This window comes from Corynebacterium afermentans subsp. afermentans, assembly GCF_030408355.1.
GTDB lineage: Bacteria > Actinomycetota > Actinomycetes > Mycobacteriales > Mycobacteriaceae > Corynebacterium > Corynebacterium afermentans.
Genome location: NZ_CP046606.1, coordinates 277,594 through 292,727, shown reverse-complemented (window position 1 = coordinate 292,727; position 15,134 = coordinate 277,594). Strand labels below are relative to the sequence as shown.

Here is a 15,134-nt window from a genome sequence, read left to right as displayed (position 1 = left end):
CGTGAAACCAGCGTCGAGTGCGACTTAAGTGGAAGAAAATTTTCAAAGTGCAGGCAGTGAACCCACAGAAACGGGTGTGAATGGTGGGACTTGGGCTACTTGCCAAGCTCGGCGGAACGCTCCGCGCAGATCTCAGTGGCGCGGTAGAACGCGCCACGCAGGCCGGACTCCTCCAGCTCGCGGATCGCGCGCACGGTGGTACCGGCCGGTGACGAGACGTTCGCCCGCAGCTGCACGGGGCTGTCCTCGCCCTCGAGCATCGCGCCAGCGCCGGCGGCGGTGGCACAGGCCAGCTGCTCGGCCAGGTCGCGCGGCAGGCCAAGGGACACACCTGCATCCACCAGTGCCTCGGCCACGAGGAAGAAGTACGCCGGGCCCGATCCGGAGATGGCGGTCACGGCGTCTATCTGAGATTCGGCGACCTGGACAACCTGGCCTGCGGCGGACAACAGCTCCACCACAGCATTTCGCTGCTCCTCGCCGACAAACCGCCCGCAAGCGGCAGCGAGGACGCCTTCGCCCACCAGCATCGGCGTGTTCGGCATCACACGCACAATCGGGGTGCCGGCGGCGGACACGGCGTCTTCCATCGCGGCGATAGTCACGCCCGCTGCCATGGAGACCAGCACAGTAGACGAGCCCGAGTCTGTCAGCTCCTCGCCCACCTCCGCGATGACGTCCAAGATCTGCGCGGGCTTGACGCATAGCAGCGCCACGTCCGCGTCGCGGACGGCCTCGCGGTTGTTGGAGGTGGTGCGCACGCCGTAGCGCTCGGCCAGCTCGGTACTGCGCGACGAGGACCTGTTTGTCGCTGTGATGGAGCCCGGCTCCACCCCATTAGCAACGAGACCCGAGATGAAGGCCTCGCCGATATTGCCTGCCCCAATTACGGCGATGCGTTCCATGTCACTCCTGGAAAAGGTCGTTTGGAGGTTTTTACAGCAGTGCCGGGCCGAAGGCCACAACCGCGGCGGCCAGGCCAGCGATGATCATGGTGACCTTGTCGCGGCCGCTAGCCATGGCGCCGACGGCGGCGACCACCGCGGCAACCACACCGACGCCGACGAGCACCGCCACAATCGCCATCGTGTTGGCCCACAGCCACTTGAATGCCAGGAAGCCCAACACACCCAGTAACACGCCGAAGAACACCAGCAGGACCAGCAGGATCGGGTTGACCGCTGCCTCTTCGACCTCGTAGTCGGAGTCGTACTCAGGAGCGTCGAGGGGTTCTACGTCTGCTCGCTGCTGCGGCTCCGGCGTATCTACCGTGCGGATCTCGCCGGTGTCGTCCGGCTGCGAGAACTTTTGCTTGTCGACGGGCTCCGCCGTGCCCTCGGCCTTTCCTTCAGCCGTGCCCTCGACCTTGCGCAGCACGGTCGTGTCGTCGGTGGCCGGCTGGATCTTCGTGACCGAGGATCCCGCGGGCGCCGGCTTCGGTACCTGTGCTGCCGGTTTCGCTGCCGGTTTCTCGGCTGGCTTCGCTGCAGGGCGCAGTTTCACGGACTCGGCCTGGGCGGGCTTGTCCGCCGGCTTTGGTGCGGGCTTCGGCTCGGCCGGTGCGGGGGCCGGCTTCGGCTCCGGCTTCGGCGCCTGGGTGGGGGTCCTTTTGGGGGTATCCGAAGGTGCGTCGATAGGCACGCTGGAGTGCTTCACCTCAGCCGGCTTCGCGTCGACCTTCTTGAACGAGTCGGTCAGTTCGGCGACGGAGACGCCGCCGTCCTCGAGGCTGCGGCGGCGACGCGGGCGGCGCGAGCCGGACGGGTTTTCCTTTTCGGCGCGCGCGAGGAGCTCGGCAACAGTGAGCTGTTTGTCGGCCATTAGTTGTCGTCTCCTTTATTAGCTTCCTGTTCAGCGTCCAAAGACCCCTTGTCGATGCGCTTAAGAATCACGCCCTCGCGCAACGCCCACGGGCAGATCTCTAACTTATCAACATTCAACGCACGCATCGCAGCTTCCGCCACCAGCGCACCAGCGACGATCTGGTGGGAGCGGTCCGAATTGATGCCCTCAAGCTCCGCGCGGTCCGCGGCCGTCATGCGGGAAATGAACGCGATGAGTTGGCGCAGACCCGGCGCGGTGAGCGTGCGCTGCACGAACGGGCCGGCGGACGACGGCGCGGCGCCGGTGAGGCGGGCCAGCGAGCGGAACGTCTTAGACGTGCCCACGGCCAAACCAGCCTCTCCCATCGCCTTGAACTGCTCGGCAGGCCCGGCGAGCTCGGCGTCGATGTAGTCGCGCAGCATGTTGATCTTTTTGCGCTCCGGCGGGTCGGTGTCGAACCACTCGTGGGTCAAACGCCCCGCGCCCAGGTTCAGAGACACGGCCAGATCCGGCATCTCTTCGGTGCCCGTGGAGATCTCCAGCGAGCCGCCGCCGATGTCGAAGTTAGTGATGCGGCCGGCGGACCAGCCGTGCCAGCGACGCGCCGCCAGAAACGTCAGGCGCGCCTCCTCTTCTCCAGAGAGGATGTTCAGCTTCACGCCGGTCTTCTTCTCCACGCGCTTGAGCACGTCCTGGGAGTTGGTGGCCGAACGCACCGCCGAGGTGGCGAATGCCACGAGCTCCTCGCACTTGAGGTTGTCCGCGAGGTCGGATGCCTCCTGGACAGCGTCGACAAGCTTGGCTATGCCCTTGTCCTCAATATTGCCCTTTTTATCCAGCAGCTCAACGAGACGCAGCGGCTGCTTCCAATCGCTCATCGGCGTCGGGCGGCTACCGCTGTACGCGTCGACCGCCACGAGATGGATCGTGTTGCTGCCGACATCTAATACACCTAATCTCACCACCCCAGGGTAACGGGTCTACCGTGTCCAGGTGTGAATCAACCAGCCCCGAAACCCGTTTTTCTCGGCTTCCCCGCGGACTCGCCGGCCGGCCGCTCCATCCTGGCGGGCCGCGAAACCCGCCCCGATTTCCCCCGCGAGTGGTTCGAATTCGTCCACCCGGATGATCCGAACCACATCTTCTCCATCGACCTGACCTGGGCGGAAGCGACCTGGTCCTGCCGCTTCGGCACTCCCGAGTGCCACGGCATCGACGAATCCAACCCGGCTGTCGGCTGCTGCATCCACGGCGCCTACATCGCGGACGAGGAAGACCGCGACACCGTCTACAACGCCGTCAAGGAGATGCCGGCGAAGTACTGGCAGCTGCGCCCAGCTGAGACGGACGCCTACTTCGCCGCCAACGACCCGACCTGGCTCGAGCCGTGGCTGGAGTGGGATGAAGACGAAGACGCGCTCGATGCCGAGCCCGACCCCGACGACGAGGAGGCCGGCCCCCACATCAAGACCAAGATCGTCGACGGCGCCTGCATCTTCGCCAACCGCCCCGGCCACCCCACCGGCGCAGGCTGCGCGTTCCACCAGTTCGCCATGGCGGAAGGACGCAACATCGTGGGCACGAAGCCGGAGGTGTGCTGGCAAGTGCCGTTTTCCCGCGAGGACGCGTGGGAGGAGCGCTCAGACGGCCAAGAAATTCTGCGCACCACCATCGGCGAGTACCACCGCCGTCAGTGGGGCGGCGGCGGAGAGGACTTCGACTGGTGGTGCACCTCCGCGCCCAACTGCCACACCGGCGGCACGCCAATCTGGCAGTCCATGAAAGACGAGCTCATCGCACTGATCGGGGAAAAGCCGTACGGTGTCGTCGCGAAGCATTGCGAAAAGCGCACCCAGCTTAGCGACGACCTCCGGGCCACCCACCCCGCAACCCAAGCCGCGCACTCATAACCGCGCGCTTACGCGCTTACGCCTCGAACTTGTAGCCGAGGCCGCGGACGGTGACGAGTTGGGTGGGGCGCGACGGCTCCGCCTCAATCTTGGTGCGCAGGCGCTTGACGTGCACGTCCAGAGTTTTGGTGTCGCCGACGTAATCCGCGCCCCAGATACGGTCGATCAGCTGGCCGCGGGTGAGCACACGACCCGCGTTGCGCAGCAGGTACTCCAGAAGATCGAACTCTTTGAGCGGCATGGGCACCGGCTGGCCGTCCACAAGCACCGTGTGGCGCTCCACGTCCATGGTCACGCGGCCGCCCTGCAGCAGCTGGTCGTCGACCTCCTCCACCACCTCAGTCTCCGGCCCGCGGCGCAGCACCGCACGAATGCGGGCGACAAGCTCGCGCGTGGAGTACGGCTTAGTCACGTAATCGTCCGCGCCCAGTTCCAAGCCGACAACCTTGTCGATCTCGCTGTCGCGGGCGGTGACCATGATGATCGGCACAGACGACTCCGCACGCAGCTTCTTGCACACGTCAGTGCCGCTCATGCCCGGCAGCATCAGATCCAGCAACACCAAATCGATGTCCTGGGAGGCGAACAGGTCTAGCCCCTCCTGCCCGTCGGCGGCCACGACGGCCTCGAAGCCTTCCTTGCGCAGCAGGTAGGCCAAAGGATCCGACAGCGATTCCTCGTCTTCAACGATAAGAATGGTTGTCACTTCACTCTTCCTTTTCTGTTCCTGTTCCTGTTCCGCCAGCGGCCTCAGGGTCGTACAGGGGCAGCTCGATAGTGAACGTTGAGCCTGTCCCAGGTCTCGACCACAATCTAATGGTACCGCCATGGTTGGCCACCACATGCTTCACGATGGCTAACCCGAGCCCCGTGCCGCCCGTGGAGCGCGAGCGCGCCTTGTCCACCCTGTAGAACCGCTCAAACACGCGCTTCTGATCCTCCGGCGCAATACCGATGCCCCGGTCCGTGACTCTGATCAACACCACGTTGTCGCGCACCAGCCTCTGCGTCACACTCACCGGTTGCCCGCTCGGCGAATAGTTAATCGCGTTGGTGATCAGGTTAGACACCGCCACGGTGAGCATGGCCCGCTCCCCCATCACCCGCAGACCAAGACGCTGGCCGCGGGTGAGCTCAATGCCGTGGTTCTCGGCGGCGACCAGGTTGCGCGCCACCGCGTCGTCCACGATGTCGTCCACACGCACCGGTGCCATGTCCGGCAATGCCTCCGCGCCCTGGAGCTTGGACAGGGAAATCAGATCCGTGATCATCTCCCCCATGCGGTGAGCTTCCTTCTGCAGCTTGTTGCCGAAGTATTCCACCATCTCCGGGTCCGTGGGGTCCTGCAGCAGCGCTTCCGCGAGAAGCGCCATACCTCCCACCGGGGTCTTCAGCTCGTGGGAGACGTTGGCCACGAAGTCGCGGCGCGCGTTTTCCATGCGCACGTTTTCAGACTCGTCCGAGCCGTACACAATGGCGTACAAGTTGTCCGTCAACGTCAGCGGCGCGACCAGCGCGCGCACGTTCCGGATGCGGCTGCCGGTGGTGCGCTGCGGCAGATCCAGGTCGAGGACATGCTCTTCCTGCTGCTCAAGTACCTCCTTCGCCGCCTCCAGCACGCGGGGGTTGACGCTGCCGTCATGCACGATGGACATGTCGTGGGCCCGCGCGTTGGACAGCATCACGTTGCCGCTGCGGTTGATCACCGCGATACCGGTGGGCGAGCCCTGGGTGACCAGGTGCAGCACCTGGCTGACCGCGGCGACAGTATCGTCCTGCACGCCATCGTCAGCCCGGTTCCGGGCGCGCCAGCGAAGCACCCACTGGCTGAGCAGCACAGCGGGCACGGTCAGCGCGGCACCGATGAGAAAAGCGAGAATCGGCGTCACGGGGACAGTGTGCTACTTCTGCCCCTGGTTCGCCACAGCAGCGGCGCCGGCCTCGGCGGCCTCCGGGTCCAGGTAGGTGCCGCCGGGGTTGAGCACCTTGCCGTTTTCGTCAATCTCGTAAACCAGCGGCATGCCGGTCGGGATGTTCAACCCCGCGATGTCCTCGTCCGAGATGTTGTCCAGGTACTTCACCAGCGCGCGCAACGAGTTGCCGTGCGCTGCGACCATGACGTTCTTACCGGCCATGGCGTGCGGCGCAATGACGTCGATGTAGTACGGCAGGAAGCGCTCCACCACGTCCTTCAGGCACTCGGTGCGCGGCACCTCCGGCAGGAATGCGTAGCGCGGATCATTGGTCTGCGCGTACTCGTTGTCCGTGTCGATTTCCGGCGGCGGGGTGTCGTAGGAGCGGCGCCACTCCATGAACTGCTCCTCGCCGAACTCGTCGCGGATCTCCGCCTTGTTCAGGCCCTGCAGTTTGCCGTAGTGACGCTCGTTGAGACGCCAGTTGCGCTCCACCGGGATCCAGTGGCGGTCCGCCGCGTTCAGCGTGATGTTCGCGGTGCGGATCGCGCGGCGCAGCAGCGAGGTGAACAGGATGTCCGGGAGGACACCTTTTTCAACCATGAGCGTGCCGGCGTTCACAGCCTCGGCCTCGCCCTGCTCGGTGAGGTCCACGTCCACCCAGCCGGTGAACTGGTTCGATTTGTTCCACTCGCTCTGCCCGTGGCGAACGAGAATCAGCTTTCCGTTACCCATACCTCCAAGCATGCCACGGATGGGGACAACTGTCGGCGGTTTGCCGGGCGGTTGCGGAATCTCCGCTGCCTCGCCGCCGCCCGGTCGCTAGATCCAGCTAGTTGGACCTCGTTTTTCGTCCCCAGCCCCCCCAGGAGCCGATTAGCTGGATCCGCAACCGGAAGGGTGTGCCGGGCAGAGGACGGGCAGGGGTTTAGAGTTTGAAGACATGTTGAAATCACGCCTCGCAGCCACCCTCACAGCAGCCCTCGCAGCTGCCTGCGTCACCCTCGGCGCCCCAAGCGCCGCCGCAGCAGCCCCCGCACTCGCCGCCCCCGGCGCACCGATCGCCATGCTTAACGACGGCTCCGACTCCTTCGCCCACAGCGCGCGATGCAGCCAGGGCCCGGTTGGCACCGTCCGCACCCCGGACGGGCAAACGAAGCAGGTCATGGTCACCGCGGCACACTGTTTCGAGGTCAAGGGCAAAACTGTCCGCCCTGTCGTGTTCGCGCCGGTGCGCGAACACGGGAAGGTGGGGTACCCGCGGGTGGGTGACGTGGATCAGCAGCGCACCCCGTTTGAACTCGGCAACGGGGAGTTGATGGACTTCTACCGCATCATCGACGAGCCCGACTGGGCGACGGTGCGCCTCGCGCCCGGTGTGGAAGCGTCGGGCGTGTCGTCGTCAGTGGATCAGAAGGGTCGCGGCCCGTCCGCGCCGGTGGCGATCACAGGGGTGAAGGACTACCGCAACCTGCGCGGAGACGAGCTGATCAGCTTCGACAATGCCGGCCAACCCATTTGCAAGGACGGCATGCGCACCGGCCGCTCCTGCGGCGTGCAGATGTTTCGCACCCAGAACTTTGTGTGGCACTTCGGCGTGGGCTACGAATCGGGCGATTCGGGCGGCATCAACTACGACCCGCGCACCGGCGAGGCTGTGGGGCTGAGCATCATCGGCTTCGGGCCGCTGGGGAATTCGCAGCAGGTTGATAGGGCTCTGGAGGACGCCTACGGCATCCCCGACGGCCAGGTCAACGAGGCGTTCACCCCGGCAGCCGACGCGCAGCGCGCCGACTTCGCGCCGTTGTACGAGGAAGTTGCGCAGTCCTCCCCTCAGGCACCCCAGCTTGTCGACGGCCCCCAGCCACGCGAGTTGCTCGACCGCGCCGTCATGGGCGCGCAGGCGGACGCGGCGCGTTTCAGCGCGGAGGCCGCGCAGCTCCCCCAGGCCGCCGATCCGGTCGCAGCGGCACAGGACCTCGCCGGTCGCGCGGGCGCGGCTGCGCAGCAGCACGCGGGCGATGTGCGTGGCGCCGTCGACGCATTCCTGCGCTAAAACACACTGCTGACCGGCATCCGCGACTACCGCACGCTTCGCCCCGCGTGCGGAATTCACCACCACCGGCGCGGAAAGCGAGCGCATCGACCAGGCCACGTGAGAGCTCAAAGGTCCAGCGGCTCGTCGATAAGCATGGCAACGACATCGCCCTTTGGGGCGGGTTCGCGTTAAGCTAATTCTCATGCGATTGAGTCTTCGAACACCAGCAACAGCACTTGCAGCAGCCAGCATGCTCGCACTTCAGGTCCTCCCCGCGCCGGCGGAAGCCGCGCCCGCCCTCGTGGCACCCGGCGCGCCGATGCGTGTGTTCCCGCAGGACCCGCCGAAGACGATCGACCTGCCTACCGGCCAGAAGCTGACCATGCCGCGCGACGGCTGGGTGGGCACCTGTTCCCAGGGCCCCAACGGCACCCTGCACCTGCCTGGCAAAGAGCCGCAGCGCGTGATGCTCACGGCCTCCCACTGCGTGAACACCATGCCCGGCTTCCCAGAGGTGAAAAATGAGTTCTACGCCCCCGTGGGTACCGAGTACAAGCGCTTCGGCGAGCGCGTGGCGTCCAACCACGTCACCGCGGAGGCAATGAACCTGGGCGACCCGATGCAGTCCATCCGCACTGCCGACTGGGGCGTGGTGCGCATCGACGACGGCGTGACCGAAACCGGCCTGTCCCACTCCCGCGACTTCAACGGCGGTGTGCAGGGCGAACCTGTGAAGATCACCCGTGTGCGCGACTTCCGCACGCTCGCCCCGGGCGAGGTGTCGGTCGACAACTTCGGCCAGCCCATATGCAAGGACGGCGCCACCACGGGCCGCACCTGCGCCAAGCAGATCGGCCGCACCAGAAACGGCATCTACAGCTGGGGGCTGAACTACGTGCAGGGCGACTCCGGCGGCGTGAACTACGACCCGCGCGACGGCGCCGCCGTCGGTGTGTCCTCCATGACGCTCGGGCCACTCGGCAAGGCGCAGCCGGTGGACCGCATTATCGAGGACGCCTACGGCATCCCCGACGGCAAGGTCAACGAAGCGTTCACCCCCACCGACTCCACCGCGCCGCGCGAGAACTTCACCACCTCTGGCGAAGAGGAAGAACGCGTCTCCGCCGAGATCGAGCGCCTCAACTCCAACCTCAAGCCGCCAGCGCCTCGCGAGGAGCTGCGCAAAGCCGTCGACAACGCCAAGCAAGAGGCCGCCGGTCTGGCGCAGAAGGCTTCGCAGGGCCAGTTCGACCCGGCAGAGGTCAACCGCGCCATCAACCACCACTCCGACCGCATCGGCTACTGGGGCGGCGCCTCCCTCGGCGAGGAGATCGCCAAGCGCCTCTAGCTACATTCCGCCGGCGTCCCGGGTGGCTTCGCCCGGGACGTAGCCGTTTAGGGTGTCGGCGTAGACACCGAGCAGTTTCTCCGCCGAGGCGGACCAGCTAAACGCTTTTGCGTGGGCGACGGCTTGTTCGCCCATGTGGATGCGCGTGGGATCGTCGATAAACAATTGCTCTAAGGCCCGCGCCCAGTCCTCGTGGCCGTGGCCGTTGACGAGCAAGCCAGTCTCACCGTCCGCGACCGCGAGTGGCAGGCCGCCGACGCGCGCCGCGACAACCGGGGTGCCCGTCGCCTGCGCCTCCACCGCCACGAGCCCGAAACTCTCGTTGTAGCTGGGCACCGCAACAATATCCGCGGCCTGGTAGATGCTCACCAGCTCCTCCGGCGGCCGCGGCCCGAGGAAACGGGTGCAGCCGCCAATGCCTTCCGACGCCGCGAGCTCGCGGTAGCGCTCCACCGACGAACCCGCGCCGCTCGCGCCGCCGCAGATGATCACACGCAACGGGCCATCCACGCGGCCGCGGCGCACCACCTCCCCCATCGCCCGAATCAGCACCTGCGGGCCCTTGAAATCCTGCAGCCGGCCCACAAACGCCACCACCTTCGCGTGCAGCGGAATACCCAGGTGGCGCCGCGCAAGCTCCGTGTTGCGGTTCGTGCCCGGCGTGTACAGCTCCGTGTCCGCGCCGGGGCTGACCACGGAAATCTTCCCCGGATCCACGTCGTAGAAGCGCGCCAACTCATTGGTTTCGTCCTCGGTGTTGACTACCAGAACCCCGGCGTTGTCCACCAACTGCTGCTCGCAGATGCGGCGCGCCTCCGACTCTGAAGCGTCTGTGGCGTAGGCGTTTTTCACCGCCGCCCAGGTATGCCCGGTGTGCACCAGCGGGATGCCGGCCAGGTCCGCCAAGAGCCACCCCACCTGGCCGGACAGCCAGTAGTGGGAATGGATGAGGTCGTAGTCCAGGTTGTTCGCGCGGACGAACTGCACCACCCCGCCGGAAAACGCAGCGAGCTGGGTGGGCAGGTCGTCCTTCTCCAGCCCCTCGTAGGGCCCGGCCACCACGTTGACCACCCGGTAGCCGGGCTCCACCTCCACCACCTCGCCCTGGCTGGGGCGGGTCGCGCGGGTGAACACGTCCACCGTGGTGCCCTGACGGGCCAGCTGAGTGGCGGTGTTGTGGACGTAGACGTTCATGCCGCCCGCGTCTCCCGTCCCCGGCTGCTCGAGCGGGGAGGTGTGCATTGAAATCATGGCGACGCGCATGCGGGCAAGACTAGCGCGGCTGTGTGGTTCCTGACAGATTCCGCCGGGGCAAAATAGTTCACTCACCGGGAGCCGATCGGTGAATTAGTTCCCACCTGGACGGTTGAATAATTCACTATCCCCAGGTCGCCAGAATGTCACAGCAAACTAATTCACGGGCGAATGAACGATCTTGCATAGCCGCCACCTCAGTGGGCGGCGTGGCGGTGCCAGGAGCCAAAGTCTGCGGCAACCGTCGCCGCGAGGTGCTGGTAGGCCTTCAGCGTCGCAGGCGCGATGCGCTCCAGGTCCACGACAGCCCCTTCGGCGAGGTGGCGGTCGTACGGGATGGTGTGCACCGCGCGGGTGCGGGAGGCGAAGTGGTCGGCGACCTTGGCGATATCGATGGTCGGTTTGCCCGGCGCGCCAGCAGAGATGACCACCACGGCGTTGGCAGCAAGCTGGTCGTAGCCGTGCAGGTTGAGCCAGTCCAGGGTGGCCGACGCCGACTGGGCGCCGTCCAGCGCCGGCGAAGTCACCAGCACCAGCGCGTTGGCCAGGTCGAGCACGCCAGCCATCGCGGAGTGCATCAGTCCCGTGCCGCAGTCGGTGAGGATGACGTTGTAGTGGTGCTGCAGGATGTCGATGGCGCAGCGGTAGTCGTCCTCAGAAAACGCCTCGCTAACGGCCGGGTCGCGCTCAGAGCCGATGACCTCCAGGCGCGAGGATGCCTGGTTAGTGTAGGAGCGCACCTGCGGGTAGCGTTCCGTGCCCGGCGCCTGCAGCAGGTCGCGGATGGTCGCCGGCGGCGCGGTGGCGGCGCGCTGGGCCAGGGTGCCTAGGTCCGGGTTGGCGTCGATGGCGATGACGCGGTCGCCGCGGGTCTGGGCGAACACGCCGCCGAGCGCGACCGTGGTGGTGGTTTTGCCCACCCCGCCTTTCAGGCTCATCACCGCGATGCGGTAGTCGCCGCGCAGGGGTGCCCGGATGGCGTCGAAAAGCTGCTGCTGCTCCAGTTCTTGCCGGGAGCCGCCCGGGTTGATGCGGCCGCGCGTGACGGAGTGGACGAGTTTGCGCCAGCCCTGCTTGGGCGGCGCCTTTACCGGGTCCACGAGGTTGGACTGGTCCAGGCCCGCCGGCGGGGTGAGCTCAAAGGCAGCGTCGGCGTCGATGGACGGCTCGAAATAGGTAGTCATGGTTTCCCCCAATTCCCCCTTGAATGGTTTCGCGGCACAGCCTAGAGCAAACCCGCAGACGGCGCAGTGCAGCAGACTTACCGCAACGTAGGTTACACTTGTCGCCACTTTGTTTCGCCAAACTAACAACAAGGAGGACCTACGTGGGAGCCTTTGACACCAAAGCCTGGATCGACCACTACGCCGAGTGGACCGACCCCAACCCCACCATCGGGACGGACTCGCTGGTCAGCTGGTTCAACCAGGCGGTGGCCATGCAGCCGAAGAGCACCGCCACCTGGTTCATGGGCAAAACACTCACCTACGCCGCCCTGAACGAACAGGTCGTTCGTGCCGCCGCCGGCCTGACGCAGCTGGGCGTGCGCCGCGGCGACCGCGTGGCCGTCGCGCTGCCGAACTGCCCGCAGCACGTCATCGCCGTCACCGCCATCCTGCGCCTGGGCGCGACCGTGGTGGAGCACAACCCGCTCTACACCGCGGCAGAACTTCAACCGCAATTCGAAGACCACGGGGCGCGGGTAGCAATTGTCTTTGACCGGGTGGCGGACACGTTTGCGTCGTTAAGCAAAAGCACCCAGCTTGAAACCGTGGTGGCCGTGAACATGCTCGAGGAAACCCCGCTGCACCTGCGCGCCGCGCTGTCGCTGCCCATCCCGCCGGTGACCAAGCTGCGCGCCGAGCTGACACAACCCGCCCCCGGCGCGATGCCGTGGCGCGAGTTTATACGGCAGCGCTCCCGCTCCGTGCACTTTCCGCAGATCACCCAGGACGACACCGCGTTCATCCTCTACACCTCCGGCACATCCGGCAAGCCCAAAGGCGCGCCACTGACGCACGGCAACATCGTGTCCGCGCTGAAAGCCGGCATGGAGTGGCTGGAGGATTGGGGCGCGGTGCGCGAAAAGGTCCTCGGCGTGCTGCCCATGTTCCACATCTACGGCCTGGCGCTGAACTACGCGCTGCCGCTGAGCATCGGCGCGGAGATGGTGCTCGTGCCGGCGCCGAAACCGAAGCTGTACCAGGCGGCGATCACCAAAACGCGCCCCACGGTGCTGCCGGGTGTGCCCACCCTCTACGACAAAATCATCGAGTGGGCGGTGGAATCCAAGGCGGACCTGTCGTCGATCCACACCTCCATCTCCGGCGCGTCCACTCTGCCCGTGGAAACCATCGAGCGCTGGGAAAACGCCACCGGCGGGCGCCTGATCGAAGGCTACGGGCTGACCGAGACCGCCCCGATCCTGGCTGGCAACCCCCTCGACGGCACGCGGCGCCCCGGCTACATCGGCCTGCCGTTTCCCAACACCGAAATCCGCATCGCCGACCCGCACGACCCGTCGCGCACCATGCCCGACGGCGAGCCCGGCGAGCTGCTCGCGCGCGGCCCGCAGGTCTTTTCCGGCTACCTCAACAGCCCCGAGGCCAACGAGCGCGCGTTCCACGACGGCTGGTTCCGCACCGGCGACATGGCCGTGATGGAAAGAGACGGCTGGATCAAACTGGTTGCGCGCATCAAGGAAATGATCATCACCGGCGGTTTTAACGTCTACCCCGACGAGGTCGAAGGCGTGATGCGCAACCACCCGGACATCGAGGACATCGCGGTCGTAGGCCGCCCGCGCGAGGACGGCTCTGAGGATGTCGTCGCATGCATCACGCTTATCGACGGCTCCGCCCTCGACCCCGACGGCCTCAAGGCCTACGCCCGGCAGCGCCTGACCCGTTACAAGGTCCCGCGGGACTTTTACCACTTTGACCAGCTCAACCGAGACCAGACCGGCAAGATCAGGCGGAGGGAGGTGCGCGACACGCTGCTCCAATTGCTTACGCAACCGTAGGTTCACGGATCGGTAAAGCGTAGGGTGGTGCGCATGGCTCTCACCCCATCCAACGTCAACGACGTCAAACCCTGGCTGCAGTACTACCCCGAGTGGACCGCGCACTCGCTCGATTACTGCGAGAAAACCCTCGGCGAGTTGTACCAGCAAAACCTGTCAAAGAACGTCTCACGCATCGCCACCCGGTTTTTCGGCCGCACCCAAACCTTCGGCGAGCTCGACCGCGAGGTGCGCCGCGCCGCCGCCGGGCTGAAAGCCTTCGGCGTGCGCCCCGGCGACCGCGTGGCCATCATGCTGCCCAACTGCCCCCAGCACGTCGCTGCGTTTTTCGCCGTGCAGATGATCGGCGGCGTGGTGGTTGAGCACAACCCCCTCTACACCGCCCACGAGCTGCGCCCCCAGTTCATCGACCACGGCGCACGCATCGCCATCGCCTGGGACAAAGCCGCCGACACACTGGAGAAACTGCGCGCGGACACCCCGCTGGAAACCGTGGTCAGCGTCAACATGACCAAGGCCATGCCGCGCGCCCAGCAGCTCGCCCTGCGCATCCCGCTGCCGAAGATCCTGGAGGCCCGCGCAGCACTCACCGCCACTAGCAAGAACACCTCCCTGCACACCGTGCCCTGGGAGTCGCTGACCAGCTCCGCCATCGGCGGGTTAGGCGCGGACCTGCACGTCCCCGAGGACGTCACCGCGGACTCCACCGCCGTGATCCTCTACACCTCCGGCACCACCGGCGCCCCCAAGGGCGCGGCGCTTTCGCACCGCAACCTCATTGCCAACCCGCTGCAGGGCCAGGCATGGGTCAACGAGCTGCAGCAAGGCAACCAGCGCATGCTGGCCACCCTGCCGTTCTTCCACGCCTACGGCCTGACGTTTTCGCTCACGCTGACCATGCTGGTCGGTTCCGAACTCGTGCTGCTGCCGGCGCCGAAGATGGACCTGATCATGAAGGCCATCCGCATTACCCCGCCCACCTTCATCCCGGGCGTGCCCACCGTCTTCGAGCGCATCGTGAAAACGGCGAAGAAGAAAAACGTGGACCTCTCCGACGTCAAAATCGGCTTCTCCGGCGCGTCGTCCCTGCCCGCCGAGGTCATCGAGGAATGGGAGCGCGCCACCGGCGGCCGCCTCGTCGAGGGCTACGGGCTCACCGAAACCTCCCCCATCATCGTGGGCAACCCCGAATCCTCGGACCGCCGCCCCGGCTACATCGGCATTCCCTTCCCCGACACCCAGATCCGCATTGTCAACCCCGACAACCCGGACGAGGACATGCCGTTCGGCGAAGCCGGCGAGATCCTGGCCAAAGGCCCCCAGGTCTTCTCCGGCTACTTCAACAACCCCGAAGCCACCGAAAAGGTCTTCCACAACGGCTGGTTCCGCACCGGCGACATGGGAATCATGGAGGAAGACGGCTTTATCAAGCTGGTCTCTCGCATCAAGGAGCTCATCATCACCGGCGGCTTCAACGTCTACCCGGCCGAGGTCGAGGAGGTCATCCGCACCCACAAGGACGTCGCCGATGTCGCGGTCGTGGGCCGCCCGCGCGAAGACGGCTCCGAGGATGTCGTCGCATGCATCGTGCTTAACGACGGCTCCGCCCTCGACCCCGACGGCCTCAAAGACTTCGCCCGCGAGCGCCTGACCCGCTACAAGGTCCCGCGCACCTTCTACCACTTCGACGAGCTGGCGAAAGACCAGATGGGCAAGATCCGCCGCCGCGAAGTGCGCGACGACCTGCTGTCCAAGCTCGCCGAGCGTTAGCGCTTCGGCGGCGGTGTGCTCGAGCGCGGGCCGGCGGTCGGCCGGCGCTCAGCGC

General features: G+C 66.1%; 13 protein-coding genes. 5 read left to right on the top strand and 8 right to left on the bottom strand.

What is annotated here, in order from left to right:
- Positions 1–95: 95 nt before the first annotated feature.
- Genes proC through CAFEA_RS01210 form a run of 3 tightly spaced genes read right to left on the bottom strand, consistent with a single transcriptional unit; the run spans position 96 to position 2,786 of the window.
- Positions 96–965 carry a pyrroline-5-carboxylate reductase gene (gene proC / locus CAFEA_RS01220; RefSeq protein ID WP_286131553.1) on the bottom strand — a complete coding sequence of 290 codons (870 nt, stop codon included), beginning with the start codon at positions 963–965 and terminating at the stop codon, positions 96–98.
- On the bottom strand, positions 937–1,821 hold the full coding sequence (locus CAFEA_RS01215; RefSeq protein WP_063937707.1) for a hypothetical protein: 885 nt from the start codon (positions 1,819–1,821) through the stop codon (positions 937–939). Before CAFEA_RS01215 ends, proC begins: the two co-directional genes overlap by 29 nt.
- Positions 1,821–2,786 (bottom strand): Ppx/GppA family phosphatase, encoded by a 966-nt coding sequence (locus CAFEA_RS01210; RefSeq protein ID WP_063937827.1) that lies wholly within the window; start codon positions 2,784–2,786, stop codon positions 1,821–1,823. The genes CAFEA_RS01215 and CAFEA_RS01210 overlap by 1 nt, the downstream gene beginning before the upstream one ends.
- Before the next feature lie 33 nt (positions 2,787–2,819).
- Here CAFEA_RS01210 and CAFEA_RS01205 point away from each other — a divergent pair, with 33 nt between their 5' ends.
- Complete coding sequence (locus CAFEA_RS01205; RefSeq protein WP_063937709.1) at positions 2,820–3,734, top strand: DUF3109 family protein; 915 nt, start codon at positions 2,820–2,822, stop codon at positions 3,732–3,734.
- 16 nt (positions 3,735–3,750) lie between these two features.
- Here the strand turns inward: CAFEA_RS01205 and CAFEA_RS01200 are convergent, their stop codons facing one another.
- From CAFEA_RS01200 to CAFEA_RS01190, 3 genes are read right to left on the bottom strand one after another with little or no spacing between them, the layout of a single operon-like run.
- On the bottom strand, positions 3,751–4,440 hold the full coding sequence (locus CAFEA_RS01200; protein ID WP_063937711.1) for a response regulator: 690 nt from the start codon (positions 4,438–4,440) through the stop codon (positions 3,751–3,753).
- Between the two features lies 1 nt (position 4,441).
- Positions 4,442–5,623: a sensor histidine kinase gene (locus CAFEA_RS01195; RefSeq protein ID WP_063937713.1), complete on the bottom strand. Its 1,182-nt coding sequence runs from the start codon at positions 5,621–5,623 to the stop codon at positions 4,442–4,444.
- Positions 5,624–5,635: 12 nt separating this feature from the next.
- On the bottom strand, positions 5,636–6,382 hold the full coding sequence (locus CAFEA_RS01190) for a phosphoglyceromutase (RefSeq protein WP_034997081.1): 747 nt from the start codon (positions 6,380–6,382) through the stop codon (positions 5,636–5,638).
- A 208-nt stretch (positions 6,383–6,590) separates the two neighbouring features.
- Here CAFEA_RS01190 and CAFEA_RS01185 point away from each other — a divergent pair, with 208 nt between their 5' ends.
- Together CAFEA_RS01185 and CAFEA_RS01180 are read left to right on the top strand one after the other, a co-directional pair.
- Positions 6,591–7,703 carry a hypothetical protein gene (locus CAFEA_RS01185; protein ID WP_063937715.1) on the top strand — a complete coding sequence of 371 codons (1,113 nt, stop codon included), beginning with the start codon at positions 6,591–6,593 and terminating at the stop codon, positions 7,701–7,703.
- Positions 7,704–7,935: 232 nt separating this feature from the next.
- Positions 7,936–9,033: a chymotrypsin family serine protease gene (locus tag CAFEA_RS01180; protein WP_063937717.1), complete on the top strand. Its 1,098-nt coding sequence runs from the start codon at positions 7,936–7,938 to the stop codon at positions 9,031–9,033.
- On the opposite strand, the gene mshA is transcribed toward CAFEA_RS01180, so the two are convergent.
- Positions 9,034–10,296, bottom strand: a complete 1,263-nt coding sequence (mshA, locus tag CAFEA_RS01175; protein WP_063937719.1) for a D-inositol-3-phosphate glycosyltransferase — start codon at positions 10,294–10,296, stop codon at positions 9,034–9,036. It lies immediately after the preceding gene.
- 188 nt (positions 10,297–10,484) lie between these two features.
- Positions 10,485–11,471 carry a MinD/ParA family ATP-binding protein gene (locus CAFEA_RS01170; RefSeq protein ID WP_063937720.1) on the bottom strand — a complete coding sequence of 329 codons (987 nt, stop codon included), beginning with the start codon at positions 11,469–11,471 and terminating at the stop codon, positions 10,485–10,487.
- Between the two features lie 143 nt (positions 11,472–11,614).
- Between CAFEA_RS01170 and CAFEA_RS01165 the strand changes: the two genes are divergently transcribed.
- The gene (locus tag CAFEA_RS01165) at positions 11,615–13,309 is read left to right on the top strand and encodes a long-chain-fatty-acid--CoA ligase (protein WP_034997078.1); all 1,695 of its coding nucleotides are present in this window, start codon (positions 11,615–11,617) and stop codon (positions 13,307–13,309) included.
- Positions 13,310–13,342: 33 nt separating this feature from the next.
- The gene (locus CAFEA_RS01160; protein WP_063937722.1) at positions 13,343–15,079 is read left to right on the top strand and encodes a long-chain-fatty-acid--CoA ligase; all 1,737 of its coding nucleotides are present in this window, start codon (positions 13,343–13,345) and stop codon (positions 15,077–15,079) included.
- Positions 15,080–15,134: the final 55 nt, after the last annotated feature.

What these genes read in the sequence shown, in the direction of transcription:
- CAFEA_RS01215 (WP_063937707.1), bottom strand. Translation starts at nt 1,821, where the DNA reads ATGGCCGACAAACAGCTCACTGTTGCCGAGCTCCTCGCGCGCGCCGAA.
- CAFEA_RS01190 (WP_034997081.1), bottom strand. Translation starts at nt 6,382, where the DNA reads ATGGGTAACGGAAAGCTGATTCTCGTTCGCCACGGGCAGAGCGAGTGG.
- CAFEA_RS01185 (WP_063937715.1), top strand. Translation starts at nt 6,591, where the DNA reads ATGTTGAAATCACGCCTCGCAGCCACCCTCACAGCAGCCCTCGCAGCT.
- CAFEA_RS01180 (WP_063937717.1), top strand. Translation starts at nt 7,936, where the DNA reads ATGCTCGCACTTCAGGTCCTCCCCGCGCCGGCGGAAGCCGCGCCCGCC.
- mshA (WP_063937719.1), bottom strand. Translation starts at nt 10,296, where the DNA reads ATGCGCGTCGCCATGATTTCAATGCACACCTCCCCGCTCGAGCAGCCG.
- CAFEA_RS01170 (WP_063937720.1), bottom strand. Translation starts at nt 11,471, where the DNA reads ATGACTACCTATTTCGAGCCGTCCATCGACGCCGACGCTGCCTTTGAG.
- CAFEA_RS01160 (WP_063937722.1), top strand. Translation starts at nt 13,343, where the DNA reads ATGGCTCTCACCCCATCCAACGTCAACGACGTCAAACCCTGGCTGCAG.